Origin of the sequence: Streptomyces sp. NPDC001502 (genome assembly GCF_042894785.1) — a bacterium.
GTDB classification, from domain to species: Bacteria; Actinomycetota; Actinomycetes; order Streptomycetales; family Streptomycetaceae; genus Streptomyces; species Streptomyces kutzneri.
Genome location: NZ_JBIAVW010000018.1, coordinates 24327 through 48021, shown reverse-complemented (window position 1 = coordinate 48021; position 23695 = coordinate 24327). Strand labels below are relative to the sequence as shown.

The 23695-nt window shown below is 71.7% G+C and carries 23 protein-coding genes; 7 read left to right on the top strand and 16 right to left on the bottom strand.

All coding sequences use genetic code 11. From position 1 onward, the window contains the following. Positions 1-90: 90 nt before the first annotated feature. A complete protein-coding gene (locus ACFY0D_RS27885; protein WP_390800790.1) occupies positions 91-1545 on the top strand; it encodes a cytosine permease in 1455 nt (484 codons plus the stop codon). Between the two features lie 63 nt (positions 1546-1608). Then, positions 1609-2595: an LLM class flavin-dependent oxidoreductase gene (locus ACFY0D_RS27880; protein WP_390800789.1), complete on the top strand. Its 987-nt coding sequence runs from the start codon at positions 1609-1611 to the stop codon at positions 2593-2595. A gap of 41 nt (positions 2596-2636) precedes the next feature. On the opposite strand, the gene ACFY0D_RS27875 is transcribed toward ACFY0D_RS27880, so the two are convergent. The 4 genes from ACFY0D_RS27875 to ACFY0D_RS27860 all read right to left on the bottom strand — a co-directional run bounded on the left by ACFY0D_RS27875 (position 2637) and on the right by ACFY0D_RS27860 (position 9064). Then, entirely contained in the window at positions 2637-4070 is a 1434-nt protein-coding gene (locus tag ACFY0D_RS27875) for a sugar porter family MFS transporter (protein ID WP_390800788.1), read from the bottom strand. Between the two features lie 183 nt (positions 4071-4253). Beyond that, positions 4254-7988, bottom strand: a complete 3735-nt coding sequence (locus tag ACFY0D_RS27870; RefSeq protein ID WP_390800787.1) for an AAA family ATPase — start codon at positions 7986-7988, stop codon at positions 4254-4256. Positions 7989-8215: 227 nt separating this feature from the next. Then, positions 8216-8434 (bottom strand): hypothetical protein, encoded by a 219-nt coding sequence (locus ACFY0D_RS27865; protein ID WP_030012524.1) that lies wholly within the window; start codon positions 8432-8434, stop codon positions 8216-8218. Positions 8435-8782: 348 nt separating this feature from the next. Further along, positions 8783-9064: an acylphosphatase gene (locus ACFY0D_RS27860; protein WP_390800786.1), complete on the bottom strand. Its 282-nt coding sequence runs from the start codon at positions 9062-9064 to the stop codon at positions 8783-8785. 136 nt (positions 9065-9200) lie between these two features. Between ACFY0D_RS27860 and ACFY0D_RS27855 the strand changes: the two genes are divergently transcribed. Then, positions 9201-10166 carry a CAP domain-containing protein gene (locus ACFY0D_RS27855; protein WP_390800785.1) on the top strand — a complete coding sequence of 322 codons (966 nt, stop codon included), beginning with the start codon at positions 9201-9203 and terminating at the stop codon, positions 10164-10166. A 3-nt stretch (positions 10167-10169) separates the two neighbouring features. On the opposite strand, the gene ACFY0D_RS27850 is transcribed toward ACFY0D_RS27855, so the two are convergent. Beyond that, positions 10170-10781, bottom strand: coding sequence for a flavodoxin family protein (locus ACFY0D_RS27850; protein ID WP_351153667.1), 612 nt, complete (start codon positions 10779-10781; stop codon positions 10170-10172). A 126-nt stretch (positions 10782-10907) separates the two neighbouring features. Here ACFY0D_RS27850 and ACFY0D_RS27845 point away from each other — a divergent pair, with 126 nt between their 5' ends. Further along, complete coding sequence (locus ACFY0D_RS27845; RefSeq protein WP_390800784.1) at positions 10908-11312, top strand: winged helix-turn-helix transcriptional regulator; 405 nt, start codon at positions 10908-10910, stop codon at positions 11310-11312. On the opposite strand, the gene mutM is transcribed toward ACFY0D_RS27845, so the two are convergent. The 9 genes from mutM to ACFY0D_RS27800 all read right to left on the bottom strand — a co-directional run bounded on the left by mutM (position 11285) and on the right by ACFY0D_RS27800 (position 20335). Next, positions 11285-12154 carry a bifunctional DNA-formamidopyrimidine glycosylase/DNA-(apurinic or apyrimidinic site) lyase gene (gene mutM, locus ACFY0D_RS27840; protein WP_390800783.1) on the bottom strand — a complete coding sequence of 290 codons (870 nt, stop codon included), beginning with the start codon at positions 12152-12154 and terminating at the stop codon, positions 11285-11287. The genes ACFY0D_RS27845 and mutM overlap by 28 nt on opposite strands. A 115-nt stretch (positions 12155-12269) precedes the next feature. Next, on the bottom strand, positions 12270-13118 hold the full coding sequence (gene rnc / locus ACFY0D_RS27835; RefSeq protein WP_390800782.1) for a ribonuclease III: 849 nt from the start codon (positions 13116-13118) through the stop codon (positions 12270-12272). 19 nt (positions 13119-13137) lie between these two features. Next, complete coding sequence (gene rpmF, locus ACFY0D_RS27830; RefSeq protein ID WP_003965982.1) at positions 13138-13311, bottom strand: 50S ribosomal protein L32; 174 nt, start codon at positions 13309-13311, stop codon at positions 13138-13140. Positions 13312-13313: 2 nt separating this feature from the next. Continuing rightward, positions 13314-13982: a DUF177 domain-containing protein gene (locus ACFY0D_RS27825; RefSeq protein WP_037884221.1), complete on the bottom strand. Its 669-nt coding sequence runs from the start codon at positions 13980-13982 to the stop codon at positions 13314-13316. Between the two features lie 110 nt (positions 13983-14092). Continuing rightward, entirely contained in the window at positions 14093-15154 is a 1062-nt protein-coding gene (locus tag ACFY0D_RS27820; protein WP_390800781.1) for a cell division initiation protein, read from the bottom strand. 103 nt (positions 15155-15257) lie between these two features. After that, positions 15258-15737, bottom strand: coding sequence for a pantetheine-phosphate adenylyltransferase (coaD, locus tag ACFY0D_RS27815; protein WP_301374460.1), 480 nt, complete (start codon positions 15735-15737; stop codon positions 15258-15260). Positions 15738-15751: 14 nt separating this feature from the next. After that, a complete protein-coding gene (gene rsmD, locus ACFY0D_RS27810) occupies positions 15752-16330 on the bottom strand; it encodes a 16S rRNA (guanine(966)-N(2))-methyltransferase RsmD (protein ID WP_390800780.1) in 579 nt (192 codons plus the stop codon). Between the two features lie 73 nt (positions 16331-16403). Beyond that, a complete protein-coding gene (gene recG, locus ACFY0D_RS27805) occupies positions 16404-18596 on the bottom strand; it encodes an ATP-dependent DNA helicase RecG (protein ID WP_390800779.1) in 2193 nt (730 codons plus the stop codon). 26 nt (positions 18597-18622) lie between these two features. Further along, positions 18623-20335, bottom strand: a complete 1713-nt coding sequence (locus ACFY0D_RS27800; RefSeq protein WP_390800778.1) for a DAK2 domain-containing protein — start codon at positions 20333-20335, stop codon at positions 18623-18625. A 207-nt stretch (positions 20336-20542) separates the two neighbouring features. Here ACFY0D_RS27800 and rpmB point away from each other — a divergent pair, with 207 nt between their 5' ends. Beyond that, positions 20543-20728, top strand: coding sequence for a 50S ribosomal protein L28 (gene rpmB / locus ACFY0D_RS27795; RefSeq protein ID WP_007266795.1), 186 nt, complete (start codon positions 20543-20545; stop codon positions 20726-20728). Between the two features lie 121 nt (positions 20729-20849). On the opposite strand, the gene thiD is transcribed toward rpmB, so the two are convergent. Together thiD and ACFY0D_RS27785 are read right to left on the bottom strand one after the other, a co-directional pair. Beyond that, positions 20850-21650: a bifunctional hydroxymethylpyrimidine kinase/phosphomethylpyrimidine kinase gene (gene thiD / locus ACFY0D_RS27790; RefSeq protein WP_390800777.1), complete on the bottom strand. Its 801-nt coding sequence runs from the start codon at positions 21648-21650 to the stop codon at positions 20850-20852. Beyond that, the gene (locus ACFY0D_RS27785) at positions 21647-22630 is read right to left on the bottom strand and encodes a thiamine-phosphate kinase (RefSeq protein ID WP_390800776.1); all 984 of its coding nucleotides are present in this window, start codon (positions 22628-22630) and stop codon (positions 21647-21649) included. The genes thiD and ACFY0D_RS27785 overlap by 4 nt, the downstream gene beginning before the upstream one ends. A 245-nt stretch (positions 22631-22875) precedes the next feature. Here ACFY0D_RS27785 and ACFY0D_RS27780 point away from each other — a divergent pair, with 245 nt between their 5' ends. Together ACFY0D_RS27780 and ACFY0D_RS27775 are read left to right on the top strand one after the other, a co-directional pair. Further along, positions 22876-23109 (top strand): Lrp/AsnC family transcriptional regulator, encoded by a 234-nt coding sequence (locus ACFY0D_RS27780; RefSeq protein ID WP_030011290.1) that lies wholly within the window; start codon positions 22876-22878, stop codon positions 23107-23109. Positions 23110-23132: 23 nt separating this feature from the next. Continuing rightward, positions 23133-23642, top strand: a complete 510-nt coding sequence (locus ACFY0D_RS27775) for a DUF3515 family protein (RefSeq protein ID WP_390800875.1) — start codon at positions 23133-23135, stop codon at positions 23640-23642. The last annotated feature ends 53 nt before the right edge of the window (positions 23643-23695 follow it).

Genomic DNA, 23695 nt, shown 5'->3' with positions numbered 1-23695 from the left:
ACCAGGACGTAAGCCACCGTTTGTGGTTTTAGCAGCAAATCAATGATGATGGACGACTTCCCCTCATAACCTCCCCAACGGAGCAATCGCATGCCTGCCGAGCCTGCCGACGGCGCAGCCGAAACCGCGATCGAGACCCGCGGTCTGGAACCGGTCCCGGACAGCGAGCGCGGCGGCCGGGTCCGCGAGCTCGTACCCACCTGGGTCGCCGCCAACATCAGCGTGCTGCTGCTGACCATGGGTGCGGGGCTGGTGATCTTCAACAAGCTCAACATCTGGCAGGTGCTCGTCGTCGCGGTCGCCGCGCCGGTCGTCTCGTACGGGATCGTCGGCCTGATATCCATCGCGGGCAAGCGCGGCGGCGCCCCGGGCATGGCCCTCTCGCGGGCGGTGTTCGGGCAGCGCGGCAACCTCTTCCCGGGCGCCCTGATCTGGGTGGCCCGCTGGGGCTGGGAGACCATCAACGCGGTCAGCGGCGCCTACGCCGTACTGACGGTGCTCGACCTGCTGTTCGGGGTCCGCAGCAGCACCCCGCTCATCGCCGTCACCCTGCTGTTCTTCGTGGGCTGCACCTTCGTGGTCTCGGGTCTCGGCATCAACGCGCTGCGCGTCTGCTCCACGTGGTCGACGTACCTCTTCGGCGCCTTCAGCGTGCTCGTCCTCGGGTACCTGGTCTTCACCACCGACTGGTCCGCCGTCTTCGGCAAGCCCGCCGGCTCCAGCGCGATGATGATCGCGGGCATCGGCACGATCGCGGCCGGCGGGATCAGCTGGGTGCCCTCGGGCCCCGACTTCACCCGCTACCTGCCGCGCACCGCCTCCTCCAAGGCCATGGTCGGCGCGACGATCGGCGGCGCCGGCGTGGTCGTGCTCCCGATGGTCCTGATGGGCGCGGTCATGGCCGTCGGCACCCCGGACCTGGCCACGGCCCAGGATCCGGTGTCCTTCATCGGTGAGCTGCTCCCGACCTGGATAGCGGTCCCGTACCTGCTCATCGCGCTCGTCGGCATGCTGCTGATCAACTCGATGTCCATGTACTCGGCCGGGTTCACCGCACAGACCCTGGGCATCAGGGTCCCGCGCGCCGCGGCCGTCAGCGTCAACGCGGTCATCAGCCTGGTCTTCGGTTTCCTGCTGATGGTGGTCGCCACCAGCTTCTTCGGCTCGTTCATCTCCTTCCTGACGCTGCTGGCCGTGGCGTTCTCCGCCTGGATCGGCGTCTTCGGCGTGGACATGCTGCGCCGCACGGCCTACGACGGCCCCGCACTGCTGGACACCACGCGGACCAGCGCCTACTGGTACAGGGGCGGCTTCGCCTGGCAGGCGATGACCGCGTGGGCCCTCGCCCTCGTCGTGGGCCTGCTGTTCACCAAGGTGGACTGGTTCGCCGGACCGCTCGCCTCCACCTGGATCGGGGAGAACGGCCTGGGCTGGGCCGCGGGCATCCTCACCTCGGCCGTGCTGTACGCCGTACTGCCGCGCACGGCGCCGGCGGAGCCGGCCGCGGCCGGGGAGCGCGAGCTCGCCGGATCCCTGTCCAACTGACGCCGCGTCAGCTAACGTCCCCCTTCGCCCGCCCACCCACATCCGGCGAAGGGGGACTTCTTCATGCCCATCACCGTGGCCCGGTTCAATCTCGTCGACCCCGACGGCACCCCCGAGTCCCTCTCCGCCCGCTACAAGGCGGCGCTGGAGATGGCCCGGTACGCGGACGACCGCGGGATCGACACCATCCAGACCGAGGAGCACCACGGCACCGGCAACAACTGGCTGCCCTCCCCCTTCGCCTTCGCGGGCGCGGTCTTCGGCGCGACCCGCCGGATCGCCGTCACCGTCTCGGCGATCATCGGCCCGCTGTACGACCCCTTGAGGGTCGCCGAGGACATCGCCGTCCTCGACCTGCTGAGCGGCGGCCGCCTGGTGACGGTCGCGGGCATCGGCTACCGGCCCGAGGAGTACGAGCAGCACGGCGTGGAGTGGGGCCGGCGCGGCAGGCTCCAGGACGAGCTGCTGGAGACCCTGCTGAAGGCGTGGACCGGCGAACCCTTCGAGTTCCGCGGCCGCACGGTACGGGTCACCCCGACGCCGTTCACCCGGCCGCACCCCCTGCTGCTGGTCGGCGGCAGCTCCGAGGCCGCGGCCCGCCGCGCCGCCCGGCTGGGACTGCCCTTCTTCCCGAGCGCGCACCTGCCGGAGCTGGAGGCGTACTACACGGCACGGCTGGCGGAGTACGGCACGGAGGGCTTCTGCATGATGCCGGCGGCCGAGACCCCGCTGCTGCACATCGCGGAGGACCCGGACCGGGTCTGGGCCGAGCACGGCGAGCGCTTCCTGCACGAGGCGGGCATGTACGCGTCCTGGCAGTCCAAGGACATCCGCAGCGCCGTACGGTCGGCCGCGCGCTCGGTGGCGGAGCTGCGCGCGGAGGGCGTGTACCGGATCCTCACCCCGGACGAGGCGGTCGCGTACGGCCGGGCCGCGGGCGAGGCGGGGAACCTGGTCCTGCACCCGCTGTGCGGCGGGATGCCGCTGGACGAGGGCTGGCGGAGCCTGCACCTGCTCTGCGAACAGGTACTGCCCCGGCTCAAGGACTGAGCCGGGGCAGTATCGAGGAGAAGGGGCGTTGGCGGGGGTGGTTACCCCATCTCCTCCAGCGCCTTGCCCTTGGTCTCCGGCACCCACTTGAGGATGAACGGGATCGAGAGCAGGGCGAAGCCGGTGTAGATCATGTACGCGCCGGACAGGTTCCAGTCCGAGAGCGTCGGGAAGCTGACGGTGATGACCCAGTTGGCGATCCACTGGGCGGCGGCGGCCACACCGAGGGCGGCGGCCCGGATGCGGCCCGGGAACATCTCGCCGAGCAGCACCCAGACGACCACGCCCCAGGAGAGGGCGAAGAAGAGGACGAAGCAGTTGGCGGCGACCAGGGCCACGATGCCCTGGGCGTGCGGCAGGGAGATGTCGTCGCCGACCCCGGACTTGTACGAGAAGGCCCAGGCGGCCAGGCCCAGCGAGATCGACATGCCGACGGAGCCGATGAGCGCGAGCGGCTTGCGGCCGATCCGGTCGACGAAGATCATCGCGATCACCGTGCCGATGATGTTCACGACCGAGGTCTCGAAGGAGTACAGGAACGAGGCGCTCGCGTCGATGCCGACCGACTGCCACAGCGAGGAGCTGTAGTAGAAGATCACGTTGATGCCGACCAGCTGCTGGAAGAGCGAGAGGCCGATGCCCACCCAGACGATGGGCAGGAAGCCGAAGCGGCCGCCGAGCAGGTCCTTGAAGGTGGACTTGTGCTCGGAGCGCATCGCGTGCTCGATCTCGGCGACCCGTTCGTCCAGGTCGATCTTCGAACCCTCGACCTCGGTCAGCACCTTCCTGGCCTCGTCGTTGCGGCCGACGGAGATCAGGAAGCGGGGGGACTCCGGGATGACGAAGGACATCAGCCCGTAGAGGGCGGCCGGGACGACCATGACGCCCAGCATCCACTGCCAGGCCTCCAGGCCCGCGATGTCGCCGCGCTGGTCCCCGTCGGCGAGGTTCAGGATGGCCCAGTTCACGAGCTGGGAGACGGCGATGCCGATGACGATGGCGGCCTGCTGGAAGGAGGCGAGGCGGCCGCGGTAGGCGGCCGGGGACACCTCGGCGATGTAGGCGGGGCCGATGACGGAGGCCATGCCGATACCGATGCCGCCGATGACGCGCCACATGGCGAGGTCCCACAGCGCGAACGGAAGGGCCGAACCGAGGGCGCTCGCGGTGAACAGGACGGCGGCGATCTGCATGCAGCGGATTCGGCCGATCCGGTCAGCGATGCGGCCCGCGGTGGCGGCGCCGAACGCGCAGCCGATCAGTGCGGCGGCGATCACCTGGGCGAGCGCCGCGGACCCGACGTCGAACCGTTCGCGGATGGCGACGACGGCGCCGTTGATGACGGAACTGTCGTACCCGAAGAGGAAGCCGCCCATCGCCGCGGCCGCGGCGATGAAGATGACGTGGCCGAGGTGCTCGGGGTGCGGCGAGGATCCGCCGCCCGGTGCCGAGGCCCGCGATGTGCTGCTGGTCAAGGTGTGCTCCGTGGGGGTTTCGTCCGTCCTCACAGTGGCGCACAGTTCAAGATCGGGCACCACTCGAAGGCGGGAGACAGCGGAGCGAGCCTATGCGTTCAGTTTCTGAAGTCAATACTTGGCTTGAAGTTGATGTGTCCGGAAGATTACCCACATTGAATTCACTTCTTGAATCTACGAGCCTCAGCGGAGCCGTTGGCTGATGACCTTGGAGACTCCGTCCCCCTGCATCGAGACGCCGTAGAGCGCGTCCGCGACCTCCATCGTCCGCTTCTGGTGCGTGATGACGATCAGCTGCGAGCTCTCCTGGAGCTCCTCCATGATCCGGATCAGCCGCTGCAGATTGGTGTCGTCGAGCGCGGCCTCGACCTCGTCCATCACGTAGAACGGGCTGGGGCGCGCCTTGAAGATGGACACCAGCAGCGCCACGGCGGTCAGCGAGCGCTCGCCGCCGGAGAGCAGCGACAGCCGCTTGACCTTCTTGCCCGGCGGACGGGCCTCCACGTCGACGCCGGTGGTCAGCATGTTGTCGGGGTCGGTGAGGATCAGCCGACCCTCGCCGCCGGGGAACAAGCGCGAGAACACCCCCTCGAACTCCCGGGCCGTATCCCGGTACGCCTCGGTGAAGACCTGCTCGACGCGCTGGTCGACCTCCTTCACGACTTGAAGGAGATCGGCCCTCGTCTTACGGAGATCCTCCAGCTGCTCGCTGAGGAACTGGTGGCGCTCCTCCAGCGCCGCGAACTCCTCCAGCGCGAGCGGGTTGACCTTGCCGAGCTGCAGGTAGGCGCGTTCGGCGACCTTGAGCCGCTTCTCCTGCTGGGCCCGGACGAAGGGGCCGGGCCGGTTCCGCGGGTCCTGCGGGTCCTCCGGCAGCACCTCGCCCTCGGCGGCCGGGGACGGGGGTACCGGCTGGTCGGGGCCGTACTCGGCGACCAGCCCGGCGGCCGCCATGCCGAACTCCTCCAGCGACTTGGCCTCCAGCGCCTCGATGCGCAGCCGCTGCTCGGCCCCGAGCACCTCGCCGCGGTGGACCGAGTCGGTGAGCTTGTCCAGCTCCCCCTTCAGCTCCCGGCCGCGGTTGCGCGCCTCACCGAGCTCACGCTCGCGCAGGCCCTTCGCCCGTTCGGCGGCCACCCGCTCCTCGTCGGCCCTGCCGAGCGACACCTCCACGTGCGCGAGGAGCTGCCGGGACCCGTCGGCCACCGCCCGGGCCACCTCCGCCTCGTGGCGCAGCCGGGCCCGGCGGCGCTCGGCGCGGGTCCGGGCCTCGCGTTCCGCACGGGCCCCGCGGTCGAGTGAATCCGCCCGTCCGGCCAGCCCCTTGACCCGCTCTTCGAGGGTCCTCAGCTGCAGCCGGGCCTCCATCTCGGTCTGCCGGGCGTTGGCCCCGTCGGCGGCGAGCCGGTCCCGCCGGGAGCCGTCCGGCTCCTCGTCCACCGGCATCTCCTCGGCGGTCGCGAGGCGCTCCGCGCACTCCTCCACCTCGGCCAGCGCCTGTTCCAGGGCGTCCTGGGCCCTGGCCGCGGCGGCGGCGCTGCGTTCGGCCTCGCCGGCCGCGCCCTTCGCCTGCCCGGCGAGCCGCCCGAGCTGCTGGGCGACCCCGGCCCGGGCCTGTTCTGCGGCGCGCCGCCGCTCGGCGAGCTCCTCGACCAGGGCGGCCGCGTCCTGCCGGCGCGCCTGGGCGGCCACCCGGGCGTCGGCGAGCTCCTCGCACCGGACGCCCAGCCGGGCCAGCTCGCCCGCGGCCTCGTCGACGGCCGCCTGCACCTCGATCAGGCTGGGGGCTCCGGCGGAGCCACCGTGCGCGAGGTGGGCCCCGAGCACATCACCGTCGAGGGTCACGGCCACCGCGCCGGGCCGCTCCGCGACCAGCGCCTCGGCCTCGTCGAGGGTCCCGACCACGATGTGGTCCCGCAGCACCCACTCCACGGCCCGCCGCACCTCCACGTCCCCGCCGACCAGCCCGGCGGCCGGTAGGGGCGCGCCCGCCGGTGCGCCGCCCGCGAGCGGCTCCGGGGCCGGCGCCGAGGCGGACGTACCGACGCTCGCCGGCAGGTGCGGTGCCGGTGCGTGCGCGGGCAGATCTCCGTCCCGGGAGGGGGCCGGACGGGGGACCGCTCCCTGGGATCCGGTGCCCTCGGCAGCCGCGCCCCCGTCCCCGTCCGCGGGTCCGGTCGCGGACTGGCCCGGGAGGGCGGGTGCGGCCGGGGCGATCAGCAGGGTGGCGCGGCCCGCGTCCGCCTCACGGAGGTGGCGGATCGCCTCGGCCGCCGCCGCGGGGGAGGCCACCGCCAGCGCGTCCGCGGCCGAGCCCAGTGCGGCGGCCACGGCGACCTCGTACCCGGGGGCCACCGAAAGCCGCTGCGCCGCCGGTCCCAGCAGTCCGGCCAGCCGCTCCCGCGCCGCGAGCAGTGCGCCCGTACCGTCCTTGCGGCGCAGCCCCAGCGCCAGCGCGTCCCGGCGCGCCGAGACGGCTGCCCGTGAGCGCTCCGCCCCGGACAGGTCCTCCCGGGCGGCGGACAGTTCCGCCTCCGCCCGTGCCAGCCGTTCCCGCGCGCTCTCGTGGTCGGTGTCGGCCGACGGGTCGTCGAGGCCGCCGACCTCCTCCGCCAGTGCCTCGTATTCCTCCTGCGCGGCGACCGCCCGGGACTGCGCCTCGTCCCGCGCCGCGACGAGCCGGTCGATCTCGGCCTGCGCCGCCCCCGCGCGGGAGCGGGCCGCGCCGAGCCGCCCGGTCAGCCGGGCCAGTCCCTCACGCCGGTCGGCGATGGCCCGCGCGGCGTCCCGCAGCCGGCGTTCCTCCTCGGCCAGCGCCCGTTCCAGCTCTGCCCGGTGCTCGGCCGTGTCCTCCAGCGCCCGCGAGGCCGCCTCCAGAGCAGCCGTCAGCTCCGCCTCCTGCTCACGGATCCGCGCGGCCTCCCGTTCCATCTCCTCGGGATCGCGGCCGCGCCGCTCCTCCTCGGCCGGAGCCGAGGCACTCTTGACCCGCGCGTCCGCCAAGGAGGCGGTCCCCCGGACGCGTTCGGCGAGCTGCGACAGTTCGTACCAGGTCTGCTGCGCCCGCTGCAGCCGCGGTGCGAGCTCCCGTACCGCCTCCTCCAGCTCCGCCTCGCGCCGCACGGCGCCCGCGAGCTGGGCCTCGGCGGCCTCCTTGCGCTCCTTGAGCGCCGCCTCGTCCGCGATCTCCGCGTCGAGGGCGCGCCGCAGGACGACCAGGTCGTCGGCGAGCAGCCGCAGCCGCGCGTCGCGCAGGTCCGCCTGGATCACGGCCGCCCGCCGGGCGACCGCCGCCTGCCGTCCCAGGGGCTTGAGCTGGCGCCGCAGCTCGTCGCCCAGGTCCTGGACGCGCGCGAGGTTGGCCTGCATCGCGTCCAGCTTCCGCAGCGCCTTCTCCTTGCGCTTGCGGTGTTTGAGTACGCCGGCCGCCTCCTCGATGAAGGCGCGGCGGCCCATGGGATCGGCGTGCAGTACGGAGTCCAGCTGGCCCTGTCCGACGATGACGTGCATCTCGCGGCCGATGCCGGAGTCGGAGAGCAGTTCCTGGATGTCGAGCAGGCGGCAGGTGTCACCGTTGATCTGGTACTCGCTGCTGCCGCCGCGGAACATGATCCGGGTGATGGTGACTTCGGCGTAGTCGATGGGGAGCGCGCCGTCGGAGTTGTCGATCGTCAGGGACACCTCGGCCCGTCCGAGCGGCGGGCGCCCGGTGGTCCCGGCGAAGATGACGTCTTCCATCTTGCCGCCGCGCAGGGACTTGGCCCCCTGCTCGCCCATGACCCAGGACAGCGCGTCCACCACATTGGACTTGCCGGAGCCGTTCGGGCCCACGACACAGGTGATTCCCGGCTCGAAACGCAAGGTGGTGGCGGACGCGAAGGATTTGAAGCCACGCAGGGTCAGGGACTTGAGGTGCACGCCGCCGGACTCTACCTTTCGCGTTCGGTTTCACCCATGAAGGTGCTGGGCACAACTGACGCCAATGGGATCAGGCCCCCCACCTGGCCCTGTGGTACGCGGCACGGCGGTCGGGGAAAGAGGGCGGGGGAAGGCCAAGGCAAGAGGGCGAGGAAAGAAAGAAGGGACGCCGGAGCGTCCCTTGCAGATCATGCGGGGCTGGAGTCGAGCGACGGGTGAATCACGGGTCAGGTGAGCGCAGGCTCCGCCTGGGGTACGTCGATGTCGATGCTGCCGAGCAGCGAGTCTCCGTCGTGCTGAGCGGCGGCCGCGTTCAGCGCGTCATTTTCGGACTGAATCCGTACGAGCTCGGACTCAAGGTCCTGGACGCGCTGCTGAAGCCGTCGCATCTCGGCGAGGAGTCGCGGGTCGGAACCGCCGACGTAACCGAGAAGCGCCTTTGCCATGATGGATGGTCCTCCACACTGAGTGACCGACCGAAGCGGTGTGGGTCGTGAGGGAATCGCACCCGCGGATGTCCGACAGCGACTGACAGTCACTGCGCTTGCTACTGCCAACACTGCCAAACAGCTCAGGTGCGCGGGGCTTCCAGCGTCTCACCAAAAAGTTTGACGGTCAACACGATCACGCCCCGTATCGGCGCGCGTCCCGGTCCCCGCAAGGGGTGTGGAGATCATCCTCATCTTCGAGCGTTCCACGGATCGCCCTCGTCGGCAACGCGTCGACGACGAATGCGCAGTTCCGACCATGTGCGGACGGTCAGAGATGTGATGAGTGCATGATCAGTCGATCGGTCACCGCATCCCGAATCCGTCGTAGCCACCGCGCGGTGTGCCCCAGATCTCTGTCACCCCGTCCACCCGGCCGGGCGTGTCGGAGGAGCGCAACCAGTCGAGCAGCCGGTGGCAATTCTCACGTTGACCTTCGGCGACCACCTGCACTCGCCCGTCGTCGAGGTTGAGCGCAAAGCCGGCGACCCCGCCGATCTCCAGGGCGTTCTCCCTGGTGAACCAGCGGAAGCCCACTCCCTGTACGCGTCCGCGCACCCAGGCGGTCAGACGGACATCTTCATTCATGCGTGAACGCTAACCGGGCGTGCACTTTCGGGACACATCGCCCCCCTGGCCCCATGGCGTACAGTCGCGCACCAATGAACTCACCCATTTGGGTGGGTAAGGGATGATCTTGACCCGGCAAGGAAGGCACGCTCCGATGGGCCGTCACCGACTCCCCGCCCCGCCGCACAGCGGCGGCAAGCGCGGCACCGCCCTGCGCACCGGCCTGCTGGGCGTCTCCGTGGCCGTCGCCCTCGGCACCGCGGCCGTCACCACCGGCATGGTGCCGGTCGGCGGTTCCTTCCCCTATGTGGGTGTCAGCGGTACGGACGCCCCCACGGAAGCCAAGGCCAAGGCCTCGACCGGCCCCGATGCGGCGCTGCAGCAGCAGAACGGCCTCGTGAACCTCTCCGGCCGCGCCTCCGCCGGCACCGGGTCGGGCAGTGCGTCCCCGAAGCCGTCGGCCCCGGCCTCCCCGTCGGCATCCGCCTCCCCGGCCCCCTCGCCGAGCGGCTCCCCGAGCGCCTCGCCCTCGCCGTCCGCCTCGCCGAGCGCATCCCCCTCCCCGTCCGCCACGCCGGCCCCGTCCACCAAGGCCCCGTCCCCCAAGGCCCCGCGCACGAGCCCGGCCGCGCCGGCCGCCCCGGCCGCGCCGACCGCCCCGGCACCCGCCACGACGAGCCGGACTCCGGCCCCGGCACCCTCGAAGCCGGCCACCACCGAGCCCCGCCCGTCCCTGGACGGCCACTCCGCGGAGGAGTCCGCCGTCGTCGAACTGGTGAACCAGGAGCGCGCGCTGGCCGGATGCGGCCCGGTCCGGGCCAATCCGCCGCTCGCGGCGCTGGCCGGGGCCTTCAGCCTGGACATGGCCACCCGTGGCTTCTTCAGCCACGAGGACCCCGAGGGCAACGGCCCCTGGGACCGCGCCACCAAGGCCGGCATCTCAGGCCTCGGCGGCGAGAACATAGCCCGCGGCCAGGGTGACGCCGAGGCCGTGATGAAGGCCTGGATGAACAGCCCGGACCACAAGGCGAACATCCTCAACTGCGAGTTCCGCACCCTGGGCGTCGGCGTCCAGGTCGCCGCCGGCGGCCCCTGGTGGACCCAGGACTTCGGCTTCTGAGGCTCAGACCGCGGCGGCGGCCAGCGCCGCGCGGCCCGCGATGACGATGCGGGTCTGCTCGGTGACTCGGCGGCCCAGGTGCTCGGCGGTCGCGATGTCGGCCTTGTGGACCGCGTCCGCACCCTCGTCGGAGTTGGTCTGGGCGGCGGCTCCGGAGAAGAAGCCGAGACGGTTCAGGTCGTTCTCGGACGCCGTGCTGGAGTTCCAGCCCGGCTTCAGGCCCAGGTTGATCCAGCTCATGCCGTGCTGCGCGGCCAGGATCTGGAAGAACTGCAGGGTGTGCAGCTTGTCGCCGCTCTTGGACGCGGAGTTCGTGAAGCCGGCCGCCACCTTGTCCTGCCAGGCGTCACCGAACCAGCGCTTCGAGGAGGCCTCGGCGAAGACGTGGAAGGCGCCGGAGGCGGTGCCCATGTACGTCGGGGAGCCGAAGACGATCGCGTCGGAGGCGTCGAGGAGCTCCCACTGGGCGTCGTCGATCTCGTCGACCTTGATCAGATGGACGGTCGCCCCGGCGTCCACGGCGCCACTGCGGACCGCCTCGGCGACGACGGCGGTGTGGCCGTAGCCGGAGTGGTAGGCGATCGAGACGACGGGGGTGTGCGTGATTGCGGACAAGGCTGATCTCTCCCTCGGGAAAACTCTCGTCGCGGCACAGGACGTGGTGCGACGAGAGAAAGAGAATCACTAACTTTTAGAAAGCGCAACCCCCGAGTAAGCGCTGCGGGCGAGTACGCTGGCCTCATGGAGACCCCTGCCTGTACCGAAGCCGCCGAGACAGCGCAACCGTTCGATGTCTTCGCGCGCGCCTGCCCGTCCCGGGAAACCCTCGAACACGTCACCGGCCGCTGGGGCAGCCTCACCGTCGGCGCCCTGCGCGAAGGCCCGTGCCGTTTCAACGAGCTGCGCCGCCGGGTGGAGGGCGTCAGCGAGAAGATGCTCTCCCAGACCCTGCACGCGCTGGAACGCGACGGCATAGTCAACCGCGAGGCGCAGCCCACGAACCCGCCGCGCGTCGACTACGAACTGACCCCGCTCGGCGTCGAGGTCGCGGACCGGCTGCTCGCACTCATCCACTGCCTGGAGGGGAACATGCCGGCGGTGCTGGGCGCCCGGCAGTCCTACGACGCCACGCGCGGCGGCCTCTGACAGCGCGGGCAGAAGTAGCTCGACCGGTTCATCCACGGCCGGCGCCGTATCGGCGTACCGCAGCGCCGGCAGGGTTCGTCCTCACGCCCGTAGGCGTCGAGCGAACGGTCGAAGTAGCCCGACTCCCCGTTCACGTTGACGTACAGGCTGTCGAAACTGGTGCCGCCGACCGCGAGGGCGGCGTTCATGACGTCCCGGGCATGGCCGAGGAGTTCCGCGCTCCGGGGGCGCGTGAGGCCCGCGGTGGGGCGCTCGTAGTGCAGCTTGGCGCGCCACAGCGCCTCGTCCGCGTAGATGTTGCCGACCCCGCTGATCAGGGACTGGTCCAGCAGCGCCCGCTTGACGGTGGTCCGCTTGGCGCGCAGCGCGAGATGGTAGGCACCCTCGTCGAACAGCGGGTCCAGGGGGTCGCGCGCGATGTGCGCGATCACGTCGGGCAGCCCGTCGGTGCTGTCGGCGGCGACCTCGTGCAGCGAGAGGCCGCCGAAGGTCCGCTGGTCCACGAAGCGCAGCTCCGTCCCGGCGTCGTCGTCGAAGCGCACCCGGATCCGCAGGTGCTTCTCGTCGGGGGCGTCCTGCGGCTGCACCAGCAGCTGCCCGCTCATCCCGAGGTGTCCGAGCACGGACAGGTCCCGGCCTTCCAGCGGCAGCCACAGGTACTTCCCGCGCCGCTGCGCCGCCCCGACGGTCTCCCCGCGCAGCCGCGCCGCGAAGTCGGCCCCGCCGCCCGGATGGCGCCGGACGGCCCGCGGATGCAGGATCTCGACGGCCTCGACGGTCCGCCCCGCCACCCAGCGCTCCAGCCCCCGCCGCACGACTTCTACTTCGGGCAACTCGGGCACGGGGCACCTCCGGTGGGAGTGGATCTGACGCTCCCGGCGAGCGTACCGGCCGCCGGAAACGGCAGCCGCCCGCCCCTGCGAGGCAGGGGCGGGCGGGTACGTCCCGAAGGAAGGGTCAGGCGTCCGGCGCCGAGTCGGCGGGCGTCGGCACCCCGCCGTTCTCGGTCCCGGCCGAAGCCGGGACCTCGGCCGGACCGGCGGTTGCGGCAGCTGCCGCGGCCGCCGTCCGCTCGTCCGCGGCGGCACGGATTCCGCGCCATGCGGACTCCGCGGCCTGCTGTTCCGCTTCCTTCTTGCTGCGGCCGGTGCCGGTGCCGTACGAGACACCACCGACGCGAGCGGCAGCAGTGAAGGTCTTCTCGTGGTCCGGACCGGTCTCGGAGACCAGGTACTCGGGCACGCCAAGGCCTTCGGCCGCCGTGAGTTCCTGGAGACTGGTCTTCCAGTCCAGGCCGGCCCCGAGGTTCGAGGACTTCTCGATGAGCGGGTCGAAGAGCCGGTGAACCAGCTCCGAGGCCGCGTCGAGGCCCTGATCGAGGTAAACCGCGCCGATCACCGCTTCAAGGGTGTCGGCGAGGATGGAGGCCTTGTCCCGGCCTCCCGTGCCCTCTTCGCCCCGGCCGAGCCGGATGAAGGAGCCGAGTTCGAGGCCGCGTCCGACCTCCGCCAGTGCGCGCGAGTTGACCACCGCGGCCCGAAGCTTGGCCAGCTGGCCTTCGGGGAGATCCGGGTGGGTCGTGTACAGCGTGTCCGTGACCACCAGGCCCAGCACGGAGTCCCCGAGGAACTCCAGGCGTTCGTTGGTGGGCAGACCGCCGTTCTCGTACGCGTACGAGCGGTGGGTCAGCGCACGCACCAGAAGGGCGGACTCGAGGTGGTACCCGAGCCGCCCTTCCAGAAGCGTGTGGGACGAGGCCGCGTTGTTACTGTCTGCCTGCTTCTCAGCGTTGGACAGCTCAGACATTGCGCCTCTCACCAGCCGCTCAGACCTCGAGGACCTGGCGCTTGTTGTAGGTGCCGCAGCTCGGGCACGCAATGTGCTGGAGCTTCGGCTCCTGGCAACGCTCGCACGAAACCAGGGTGGGGACCGCAGCCTTCCACTGCGACCGGCGGTGGCGCGTGTTGCTGCGCGACATCTTCCGCTTCGGAACAGCCACGGCTACTTCTCCTGCTTCTCGGCGGCGCCCTGAACTCCGTCAGAGGCAGTGCCGCTCATGTTGTCCTTCTCGTCGTCCTGATCGGTCACGACGAGTCCTTGCAATGCCGCCCAACGGATGTCGACGGCGTCATGGTGGTGGTCCGGGTCGTCGTTCAGGCTGAGCCCGCAATCGGGGCACAGTCCGAGACAGTCCTCCCGGCACACCGGCTGCATGGGCAGTGCGAGCACCACCACATCCCGCAGCACGGGTTCGAGGTCGAACAAACCGTCCTCGAGGAAGAGCGTGTCCTCGTCGTCCTCGGCGTCGTCGGCCGGTTCCGCCTTGGAGCGGCTCCGGTCGTCGGCGTCAGGGTACGAGAACATCTCCTGGAAGTCCGCCTTGAGCTCGCGCTCGACGGACTCCAGACACCTTACGCACTCCCCTACGGCCGACGCACGGGCGGTGCCTGTGACAAGCACCCCTTCCATGACCGACTCCAGGCGGAGGCTGAGCTTCACCGGGGCGCCTTCCGGCACTCCGATGACGCCGACGAGACCGAAGTCCGCCGGTGCCGCGATCTCACGGGACAGCCGCTGCATGGCACCAGGACGCCGGCCCAGCTCGTGCGTGTCGAACACGAGGGGGTTGCGGTGGTCGAGGCGGGTATTCAGGGCCGTTCCTGCTTTCACAGATCGCTGAAGATCAAAGATTCCGCCGCACTAGGGCAGCATGGATCGCGGTGCATACGCGCGACCGAACAGCCAGGATACCCGCAGCGGCGCCCAGCGCCCAATCCGGTCTAACGCCCCTGTTCGTACTGACGCAGCTGGTCCAGGTTGATCATGCTCGTGTCGAAGAGGCTGGTCTCGTCGAGCGAGGGCTGCTGGGCCTGCGGCTGGTACGCGGCATAGGGGTCGGGCTGCTGCGCGTCGTAGTGCGCCGCGTAGGCCGCTCCGGTGGAGCCGCCCGCGGTGGAGTACGGGTCCGGCTGCTGCTGGTAGCCGCCGTACGGGTCCTGGTAGGAGTACGCGTCCTGCTGCTGGGCGGCGGGCTGGGCCGGCTGCTGGTAGCCGTACGTGTCGTACACGGGCTCCGCCTGCGCCGGGATCGGCGTCTGCGCGTGCAGCGGCTCCGGCTCCGCCAGGCCCGCCAGGAAGTCCGAGTCGCTCGCCGAGCGGGACTGCTGTCCGCCCACCGCGTCCTGGGCGGCCATGTGCACGCCGAGGTCGTCCGTGGGGACCCGGCCCAGGAGCTTCTGGCGGCCGCGGCCGACTGCCTCCAGGGTCTTGGAGAGCACCGCCTCGAAGGTCGCCAGCTTGGTGTCCACGTAGGCGTCCGCCTGCTGCCGCTGCGTCTCTGGGTCGTGGCTGCGCTCGGGTGCGTCCATGTCCGGGTAGCCGTGCTCGTCCAGACCCGGGCCGCGGCCCAGGAGCTTCTCCCGGCCGCGGTCCACCGAGCCGATGGTCTTGGTCAGCACGACCTCGAAGTTCGCGAGCTTGCTGTCCACGTAGTCGTCGGCCTCGGCCCGGATCTCCTCGGCCTCCCGGCGGGCCTCCTCCACGATCCGGTCCGCCTCGGCCTGGGAGCGCCGCGCGATCTCGGTGTCGGAGATCAGCGAACCGCGCTGGTTGTGGGCCGCGTCGATGATCCGCTCCGCCTCCCGGCGGGCCTCCTCGACCATCTGCTCCCGGCCGCCGATGAGCTCCTGAGCCTGCGCGAGCGAGCCGGGCAGCGCCTGGCGCACCTCTTCGAGCTGCTCCAGCAGCTCGGCGCGGTTGATCACGCAGGAGGCCGACATGGGCATGGACCGGGCGCCGCCGACGGCCGCGACGATCTCGTCGAGCTTCTTCTGCACGTCCATGGGGGCTCGCACTCTCTCGGCCTCAGGCGGTTCCTGAGACGGACGGGACGACTGTAAGGCCAGCGGGCTGGCCCCCGACACCGCCTGACGTCCTGTCAGTCGGTCAGCGGTTGCGCAGCCGCTCCAGGAGCGCCGCGTGGACGTGCGCCGGCAGCAGGTGGGCGACGTCGCCGCCCCAGGCCGCGACCTCCTTGACCAGCGAGGAGGACAGGAAGCTGTAGGTGGGGTTGGTCGGGACGAACAGCGTCTCGACGCCCGACAGGCCCATGTTCATCTGGGCCATCTGGAGCTCGTAGTCGAAGTCGCTGACCGCGCGCAGGCCCTTGACGATGGCCGGGATGTCCCGCTGCTTGCAGAAGTCGACGAGCAGGCCGTGGAAGGCCTCGACCTGGATGTTGCCGTAGTCGGCCGTGGCCTCGCGGATCAGCTCGATCCGCTCCTCGACGGTGAACAGGCCCTGCTTCGACTGGTTGATCATCACGGCGACGTGCACGACGTCGTAGAGCCTGGAGGCGCGTCCGATGATGTCGAGGTGTCCGTTGGTGATGGGATCGAAGGACCCCGGACAGACGGCGCGGCGCAACTGAACTCCCTCGTTCATGAGTCTTCGCTGGTGAAAGCGGCGCGGCCGTACCAAAGGGTGCCCTCGCCGTACTTGCGCGACCGGAGCGGCTCGAAGCCCTCGGGCCACGGGAAGGCACCGCTCCTGGTGCTGCGCTCCACGGTGACGAGCGCATCGTCCGTGATCCAGCCATTGGACCGGAGTGTGAGGAGGATCTCCCGCAGTTCCGCGCTGTCCACGGCGTACGGCGGATCCAGGAAGACGATGTCGTACGGGTCCCCCGCGGCCCTGGCCGCCACGATCTGCTCGGCCTTGCCCGCGCGGAACTCCGCGCCGGGCAGGCCCAGCGTCCGGATGTTGTCCCGGATCGCCTTGGCGGCCTTGGCCTCGGCCTCGACGAGCAGGGTGTGGGCGGCGCCTCGGGAGAGCGATTCCAGGCCGACGGCGCCGGAGCCGCCGTACAGGTCGAGCACCCGGGCCCCTCCGACGCCGTGCAGCGACTCCCAGGTCGAGAAGAGGCCTTCGCGCATCCGGTCCGAGGTCGGACGGGTGCCGGTGCCCGGGGGCACGGCCAGCCGTCGCCCGCCGGCGCTGCCGGCGATCACGCGGGTCATCTGGGGTCCTTCGGTACGGCGGTAGGGGCGTGCCCCGGCGTCGCCGCGGCACTCCAACGATAGGTCGTGCCGCTCAGCCCTTCTCCAGGTACTGCTCGCGCTCGGTGTCGAGCAGGGCGTCCAGCGCGGTCCGCAGGCCCGGCAGGCGCTCCAGCGCGGGGTCCTCGGCGACGACGCGGGTGGCCTCCTCCCGCGCCTGCGCGATGACCTCCTCGTCCTCGATGACGGCGAGCATGCGCAGCGAGGAGCGCACTCCGGACTGGGCCTGGCCGAGCACATCGCCCTCGCGGCGCTGTTCCAGGTCGATCCGGGAGAGTTCGAAGCCGTCGAGGGTGGCGGCGACGGCGGCCAGCCGGGCCCGGGCGGGGCTGGCCTCGTGCATCTCGCTGACCAGCAGGCACAGACCGGGCGCGGAGCCCCGGCCGACGCGGCCGCGGAGCTGGTGGAGCTGGGAGACGCCGAACCGGTCCGCGTCCATGATCACCATGACGGTGGAGTTGGGGACGTTCACCCCGACCTCGATGACGGTGGTGGCGACCAGCACCTTGACCTCGCCGGCGGCGAACCGGCGCATGACGTCGTCCTTGTCGGCCGGGTCCATCCGGCCGTGCAGCACCTCGACGGCCATCCCGGCCAGCGGTCCGCGCGTGAGCTGCTCGGCGATCTCCACGACCGCGAGCGGCGGCCGCTTGTCGCCGTCGTCCTCGGCGGACTTCTTCCTGGGTTCGTCCTCCCCGTCGCCGATGCGGGGGCAGACCACATACGCCTGGTGCCCCTTCTCGACCTCCTCGCGCACCCGCTCCCAGGCCCGCGCGAGGAAGTGCGGCTTGTCCTTCGAGGGCACCACGTGCGTCGCGATCGGGGAGCGCCCGGCCGGCAGCTGGTCGAGGACGGAGGTCTCCAGGTCGCCGAAGACGGTCATGGCGACCGTGCGCGGGATCGGGGTCGCCGTCATCACCAGCAGGTGCGGGGGCTGCTTCCCCTTGGACCGCAGCGCGTCGCGCTGCTCCACCCCGAAGCGGTGCTGCTCGTCCACGACGACCAGGCCGAGGTCGTGGAACTGCACCTTGTCCTCGATCAGCGCGTGCGTGCCGATCACGATCCCGGCCTCGCCGGTGACCAGGTCGAGGAGGGCCTGGCGGCGCGCGGGCATCCCCATGGAGCCGGTGAGCAGCACCACCTTGGTGCCCCGGTCGGAGCCGCCGAGCATGCCCCCCTCGGCCAGTTCGCCCATCATCTCGGTGATGGAGCGGTGGTGCTGCTGTGCGAGCACCTCGGTGGGCGCGAGCATGGCCGCCTGCCCGCCGCTGTCCACGACGGCGAGCATCGCCCGCAGCGCCACCAGCGTCTTGCCCGAGCCGACCTCTCCCTGGAGGAGGCGGTGCATGGGGTGTTCGGTGGCCAGGTCGTCGAAGATCTCCTTGGAGACGGTCTGCTGGCCCTGGGTGAGGGTGAAGGGCAGTTTCGCGTCGAAGGAGTCGAGCAGGCCGCCGGGGACCGGGCGGCGCGGGACGGCCGGGAGCTGGGAGTCGGCGTGCCGGCGGCGGGCCAGGGCGACCTGGAGGACGAAGGCCTCGTCCCACTTGAGGCGCTGGCGGGCGTCCTCGATGTCGGCCTTGGTGCCCGGTCGGTGGATCTTCAGCAGTGCCTCGGTGAGAGGGACCAGTCCGCGGCCCTCGCGCAGGGCGGGCGGCAGCGGGTCCACGGCGTCCTGGGCGCTGGGCAGCACCGCGTCCACGCACTTGGCGATCTTCCAGGACTCCAGTTTGGCGCAGGCCGGGTAGATCGGGATGAGCTGACCGGCGAAGGCGGCCGCGGCGTCCCGGTCGGAGGCGTCGCCGCCGAGCGGCTCGTAGGCCGGGTGCGCGAGCTGGAGCTTGTGGTTGAACTTGGAGACCTTGCCGGCGAACATCGCGCGGCTGCCGGGCAGCAGGTCCTTGTGCGGCTTGTGGACGCCGGAGCCGAAGAAGACCAGCTGGAGGCGGCCGCTGCCGTCGGTGATGGTCACCTCCAGACGCTTGCCGCGGCCCCCGTTGAAGGTCAGGATCCGGGCGTCGGCGACCTGCGCGACGACGGTCACGTGCTCGTCGATCTGGTCGGCGAGCTCGGCCAGCGAGGTCAGCTCACCGCGCTCGGCGTACCGCCGCGGGTAGTGGTGGAGCAGGTCCAGGGCCGTGTGCAGGCCGAGCTGCTCGGCCAGCACCTTGGCGGTGGCGGGACCGAGCGTCTTCTTGAGGTCTTCGTCGAGCGCGGGCACGTGTTCCATTGCACACCATGGCGCTGACAAGCCCGCTATTCCACCCCGACCAGGAGCGGCGCCGAGTACCGGCCGCCCCGGTAGGTGACGGTGTCCACGGCGAGGTGACCCTGCTGGACGTAGGCCTCCAGGCGCTCGGCGACGGCGTCCGGTACGTCGGGTCCCAGGACCAGGGTGACGAGTTCGCCGCCGGAGCCCAGCATCCGGTCCAGGACGGCCTCGGCGGTCTCGGCCAGGCCCGAGCCGATCACCGCGACGTCCCCGTCGATGAGGCCGAGCACGTCGCCGGCCTGGCAGATGCCGGCCGAGGTGAAGGACTGCCGTTCGGCGACGGCCAGTTCCCCGTACCGGGTGGCGCCGGCCGCCGCCGTCATGGCGACCACGTCCTCGTCGAAGCTGCCCTCGGGGTCGTGCACGGCGAGGGCGGCCAGGCCCTGGACCGCGGAGCGGGTGGGGATCACGGCCACCCGTACGCCCTCGGCGCGGGCCTGTTCGGCCGCCGCGGCCGCGACGGCGCGCAGTTCGGCGCCGCCCGGCAGCAGCACCACCTCACGGGCGTGCGCGCGGCGGAGTGCGTCGATCAGTTCGGCCACGGCCGGCGGCTCCCCGGGGCGTACGAGCACGGTGGTCGCTCCCGCCTCCCCGCACAGCCCGGCCAGTCCCTCGCCGGGGACGACGGCGACCACGGCTCGCTGGGCGCGCTCGCCCCGCGCCCGGCGGCGCTCGTCCCCGAAGTGGGTGATCCGTATCCGGTAGGGCCGTCCGGCCACGACTCCGGCCTCCACGGCCGCGCCGGGGTCGTCGACGTGGACGTGGACGTTCCACAGTCCGTCGCCGCCGACCACGACCAGTGAGTCGCCGAGTCCGTCGAGACGTTCGCGCAGTTCGCCGACGGCCGCCTCGGAGGCCTCCAGCAGGTAGATCACCTCGTACGCGGGCCCCTCCTCCTCCTGCGCGCAGGGGTCCGGCGACTGCGGTACGGGCACCGCGCGGCCGCGTACGGGTTCGGCGGCCGCCTCCTGGCCGGACAGTGCCTGCCACAGGGCGCCGAAGACGACGACCAGCCCGCAGCCCCCGGCGTCGACCACTCCGGCCCGGCCCAGCGCGGCGAGCTGCCCGGGGGTCTCGGCCAGGGCGGCGCGGGCCCCGTCGTAGGCGGCCCGGGCCACCTCGGCCGCGGTCCCGGCGGCGGCTCCGGCCGCCTCGCCGGCCCGGGCGGCGGCGCCGGCGACGGTGAGCATGGTGCCCTCCACCGGGTGCGCGACGGCCGCGTACGCCTCCTCCGCGGCCCGGGTGAGCGCGCGGGCCAGCAGCCCGCCGGGGCCCGCTCCGGCCTGCTGCCCCCGCTCGGCCGGCCCGGCCGGCTCGTCGCCGAGTACGTCGGCCACTCCACGCAGCAGCTGCGCCAGGATCGTCCCGGAGTTCCCGCGGGCTCCCACCAGGGCTCCGTGCGCCCAGGCCCGTACGGCCTCGGCCAGGGAGGTCCGCCCTGTGCCGTCGGTCACCTCGGGGAAGGCCTCGGCGAGGCCGCGGTCGGCCGATTCGGCGGTGAGGTAGAGGTTGGTGCCGGTGTCCGCGTCGGCGACCGGGTAGACGTTGATCGCGTCGATGTCCTCGCGGGCCCGGCCCAGTGCGGCCAGGGCCAGGGAGCTCCAGGTGCGCACCGCTTCGGCGTCGAGCTCGTCAGGGTGCTGCGGCTGCGACTCGTGCGGCACCGGGCGTTCCTCCTTGTGCGGGCCAGGGTTCACCGCAGGGTAACGAAGGACCGCCCGGGCGTCGGGACCGCGGGGCGGGGGCAGCGGCGGCCATGGTAGTTTTCTTGGACGGACGCAGTCGTTGTATGCTGCTCCGGTTGCCCGGCGAGAGTCGGGCCATTCCCCCGGCAAACCACTTCAGATCTCTGAATCCGGTGCGCCGGTTTCACTGTAATTGCATCTGAAGTCTTGGAGTGACCTGTGGCTGCCAACTGCGACGTTTGCGCCAAGGGGCCGAGCTTCGGCAACAACATCTCCCACTCGCACCGCCGCACCTCGCGTCGCTGGAACCCGAACATCCAGCGCGTCCGTGCCGTGGTCAATGGGACGCCGAAGCGCCTCAACGCCTGCACCTCGTGCATCAAGGCCGGCAAGGTCTCGCGCTGACGCCTCCCGTCGTAGCGCAGCCCTTTCCGGTTGCCAAAAAGGCCGGTTCACCTCTGGTGAACCGGCCTTTTGCCTTGTCCGGGGGCCCGGCCGGAGGGCCGGCCGGGCTGTCGCAGCGGGTTCAGCGCCACTGCCAGGCGTGATCCACCGGGCCGATGCCCCCGCCGAGCGCGAAGCCGGCGGCGATGGCGCCCGTGACGTACTCCTTGGCGGCCGTGACGGCCTCCGGGACGGTCAGTCCCCTGGCCAGGCCCGCCGCGATCGCGCTGGCGAGGGTGCAGCCGGTGCCGTGGGTGTGCCGGTTGTCGTGACGCGGGGCGCGCAGCCAGCGCTCCTCGGTGCCGTCGGTGAGCAGGTCCACCGCCTCGTGGCCGTGCGCCGCGAGATGTCCGCCCTTGATCAGCGCCCACCGCGGCCCGTGGCCGAGGATCGCGTCGGCGGCCCGCCGCATGTCGTCCTCGGTCTCCACCACCACACCCGTGAGCTGGGCCACCTCGTCCAGGTTGGGGGTGGCCACCGTGGCCCGCGGCAGCAGCTCCTTGCGTACGGCGTCCAGCGCCGAGGCGGCGAGCAGCGCGTCCCCGTGCTTGGAGACCCCGACGGGGTCCACGACGGCCGGGGCCCGGGTGTCCGCCAGCAGCGCGGCCACCGTCTCCACCAGGGCGGCGGAGGAGAGCATCCCGGTCTTCACGGCCTGGACCCCGATGTCGTCCACGACGGCCCGGTACTGGGCCGTGACGGCCTCGGCGGGCAGTTCCCAGACTCCCCGTACCCCGAGCGAGTTCTGCGCCGTCACGGCGGTCACCACGCTCATGCCGTGGACCCCGAGCGCCAGCATGGTCTTGAGGTCGGCCTGGATGCCCGCGCCGCCGCCGGAGTCGGATCCGGCGACGGTCAGGCACAGCGGCGGGGCGGAGCTCACGGCGTGCCGTCCTGGGCGGCCGGGTCGGCCCCGAAGTGGTCCCAGCCGCCGGTGCTGGTCCAGGGCGCGCCGTCGACGGTCACCTGGGGCAGCGCGGAGCGGTTGAGCACCTCGCCGATGACCTTCCAGCGGGCGGGAAGCTTCACGTCGGGCGGGAAGGTCGCCACGATCGCGTGGTCCTCTCCCCCGGTGAGCACCCACTGCAGCGGGTCCACGCCGACGGCCTGCCCGATGTCGTGCATCTGGGTCGGGATGTCGACGGCCGCCGAGCGCAGGTCGATCCGTACCTTGCTGGCGTCGGCGATGTGCCCGAGGTCGGCGATCAGGCCGTCGCTGACGTCGGTCATGGCGGTGGCGCCGAGTCCGGCGGCGGCGGGGCCCGCGTGGTACGGCGGCTCGGGGCGCCGGTGCGCCTCGACGAAGGCCCGCGGGGAGCGGAAGCCGCGCGAGAGCACGGCGAAGCCGGCCGCGGACCAGCCGAGCCAGCCGGTGACGGCGACGACGTCGCCGGGCTGGGCGCCGGAGCGCAGGACGGGCTCGTGGTTGCGCAGGTCGCCGAGGGCGGTGATGGCGACGGTGATGACGTCCCCGCGGACGACGTCCCCGCCGACCACGGCCGCGCCGGCGACCTGGCACTCGTCGCGGATCCCGTCCATCAGCTCGGTGGGCCAGGTGACCGGGAGTTCGGCGGGGACGACGAGGCCGAGCAGCAGCGCGGTCGGCACCGCGCCCATGGCGGCGATGTCGGCGAGGTTCTGCGCGGCGGCCTTGCGGCCGACGTCGTAGGCCGTGGACCAGTCGCGCCGGAAGTGCCGGCCCTCCAGCAGGATGTCGGTGCTCGCCACGACCCGCCGGTCGGGGGCGGACACCACCGCGGCGTCGTCGCCCGGCCCGAGCCGGACCGCCGGGGTGGTGGTGAGCCGTGAGGTGAGCTCCCTGATCAGCCCGAACTCCCCCAGCTCGCCGACAGTGCCCTTCATCGCTGTGCCCCTTCTTGCCCAGTCCGCTTGCGGTCGCGAGCCGTCTCAGCTCTGGGTACCGTCAACAGATACGTCAACTTCTGCTCTCCGTACGCCCCGCTGTGCGTGGCGCCGGGCCCGCGGGTCTCCCCGCGGCGCACGGCGACGCGGTACCGTGGCGTCCCTTCTTCCCCCGGCCCGTTCAATCGTGTGGGGCCCACCCGAAGGTTAGGGGAAATGATCCTCGTGGCCGCCCTGGAGGTTCCGTGGTACAGGCGTACATCCTTATCCAGACCGAAGTGGGCAAGGCGTCGTTCGTCGCCGAGTCCATCGGCCAGATCCCGGGGGTGATCCAGGCCGAAGACGTGACGGGCCCGTACGACGTGATCGTGCGCGCCCAGGCCGACACCGTGGACGACCTCGGCCGTATGGTCGTCGCCAAGGTCCAGCAGGTGGAGGGGATCACCCGCACCTTGACCTGCCCGGTGGTCCATCTGTAGCCCCCGTCTACTCTTGGCCGGTGATGTCCCTCCACCACCGGCCCCTGCGTGTCCGCGCCCTGTCCGCCCTGCCCGCCTCGATGGCCGTCCTGGCCACCGCGGCGTGCTCCCCGGGCGGATCCGAAGCCCGGGTGGACCCACCGCCCACGCCGCCCGCCGCCGTCGCGGGACTCTGTGCGGCACTGCACAAGGAGCTCCCGGAGACGGTGGCCGGCCTGGCGCGGACCAGAACCGAACCGGAGTCCGATCTGACGGCCGCGTGGGGCGGCTCGGCGATCGTACTGCGGTGCGGTATCCCCAAGCCCCCCAAGATGCTCGATCCGAAGCAGGAGGGCGTCCACGTGAACGGAGTGGCCTGGCTGCTGGAGAAGCTCGACGAGGGTTCCGGCGGGGGGTTCCGGTTCACCACCGGGCTGCGGCTGGCCTACACCGAGGTCCAGGTCGACAAGGAGCATGCCACGGACGCGGGGATGCTGGTCGGCCTGTCCACGGCCATCACCGCGACCGTGCCCGAGGGCATCGCCTCCTACTGAGTACCGCGCTGCGCGTACCGCGTACGGGGTACCGAGCACACCGCCGCCCGCCG

What these genes read in the sequence shown, in the direction of transcription:
- ACFY0D_RS27885 (WP_390800790.1), top strand. Translation starts at nt 91, where the DNA reads ATGCCTGCCGAGCCTGCCGACGGCGCAGCCGAAACCGCGATCGAGACC.
- ACFY0D_RS27880 (WP_390800789.1), top strand. Translation starts at nt 1,609, where the DNA reads ATGCCCATCACCGTGGCCCGGTTCAATCTCGTCGACCCCGACGGCACC.
- ACFY0D_RS27865 (WP_030012524.1), bottom strand. Translation starts at nt 8,434, where the DNA reads ATGGCAAAGGCGCTTCTCGGTTACGTCGGCGGTTCCGACCCGCGACTC.
- ACFY0D_RS27860 (WP_390800786.1), bottom strand. Translation starts at nt 9,064, where the DNA reads ATGAATGAAGATGTCCGTCTGACCGCCTGGGTGCGCGGACGCGTACAG.
- ACFY0D_RS27855 (WP_390800785.1), top strand. Translation starts at nt 9,201, where the DNA reads ATGGGCCGTCACCGACTCCCCGCCCCGCCGCACAGCGGCGGCAAGCGC.
- ACFY0D_RS27845 (WP_390800784.1), top strand. Translation starts at nt 10,908, where the DNA reads ATGGAGACCCCTGCCTGTACCGAAGCCGCCGAGACAGCGCAACCGTTC.
- rnc (WP_390800782.1), bottom strand. Translation starts at nt 13,118, where the DNA reads ATGTCTGAGCTGTCCAACGCTGAGAAGCAGGCAGACAGTAACAACGCG.
- ACFY0D_RS27820 (WP_390800781.1), bottom strand. Translation starts at nt 15,154, where the DNA reads ATGGACGTGCAGAAGAAGCTCGACGAGATCGTCGCGGCCGTCGGCGGC.
- rsmD (WP_390800780.1), bottom strand. Translation starts at nt 16,330, where the DNA reads ATGACCCGCGTGATCGCCGGCAGCGCCGGCGGGCGACGGCTGGCCGTG.
- recG (WP_390800779.1), bottom strand. Translation starts at nt 18,596, where the DNA reads ATGGAACACGTGCCCGCGCTCGACGAAGACCTCAAGAAGACGCTCGGT.
- ACFY0D_RS27785 (WP_390800776.1), bottom strand. Translation starts at nt 22,630, where the DNA reads ATGAAGGGCACTGTCGGCGAGCTGGGGGAGTTCGGGCTGATCAGGGAG.
- ACFY0D_RS27775 (WP_390800875.1), top strand. Translation starts at nt 23,133, where the DNA reads ATGTCCCTCCACCACCGGCCCCTGCGTGTCCGCGCCCTGTCCGCCCTG.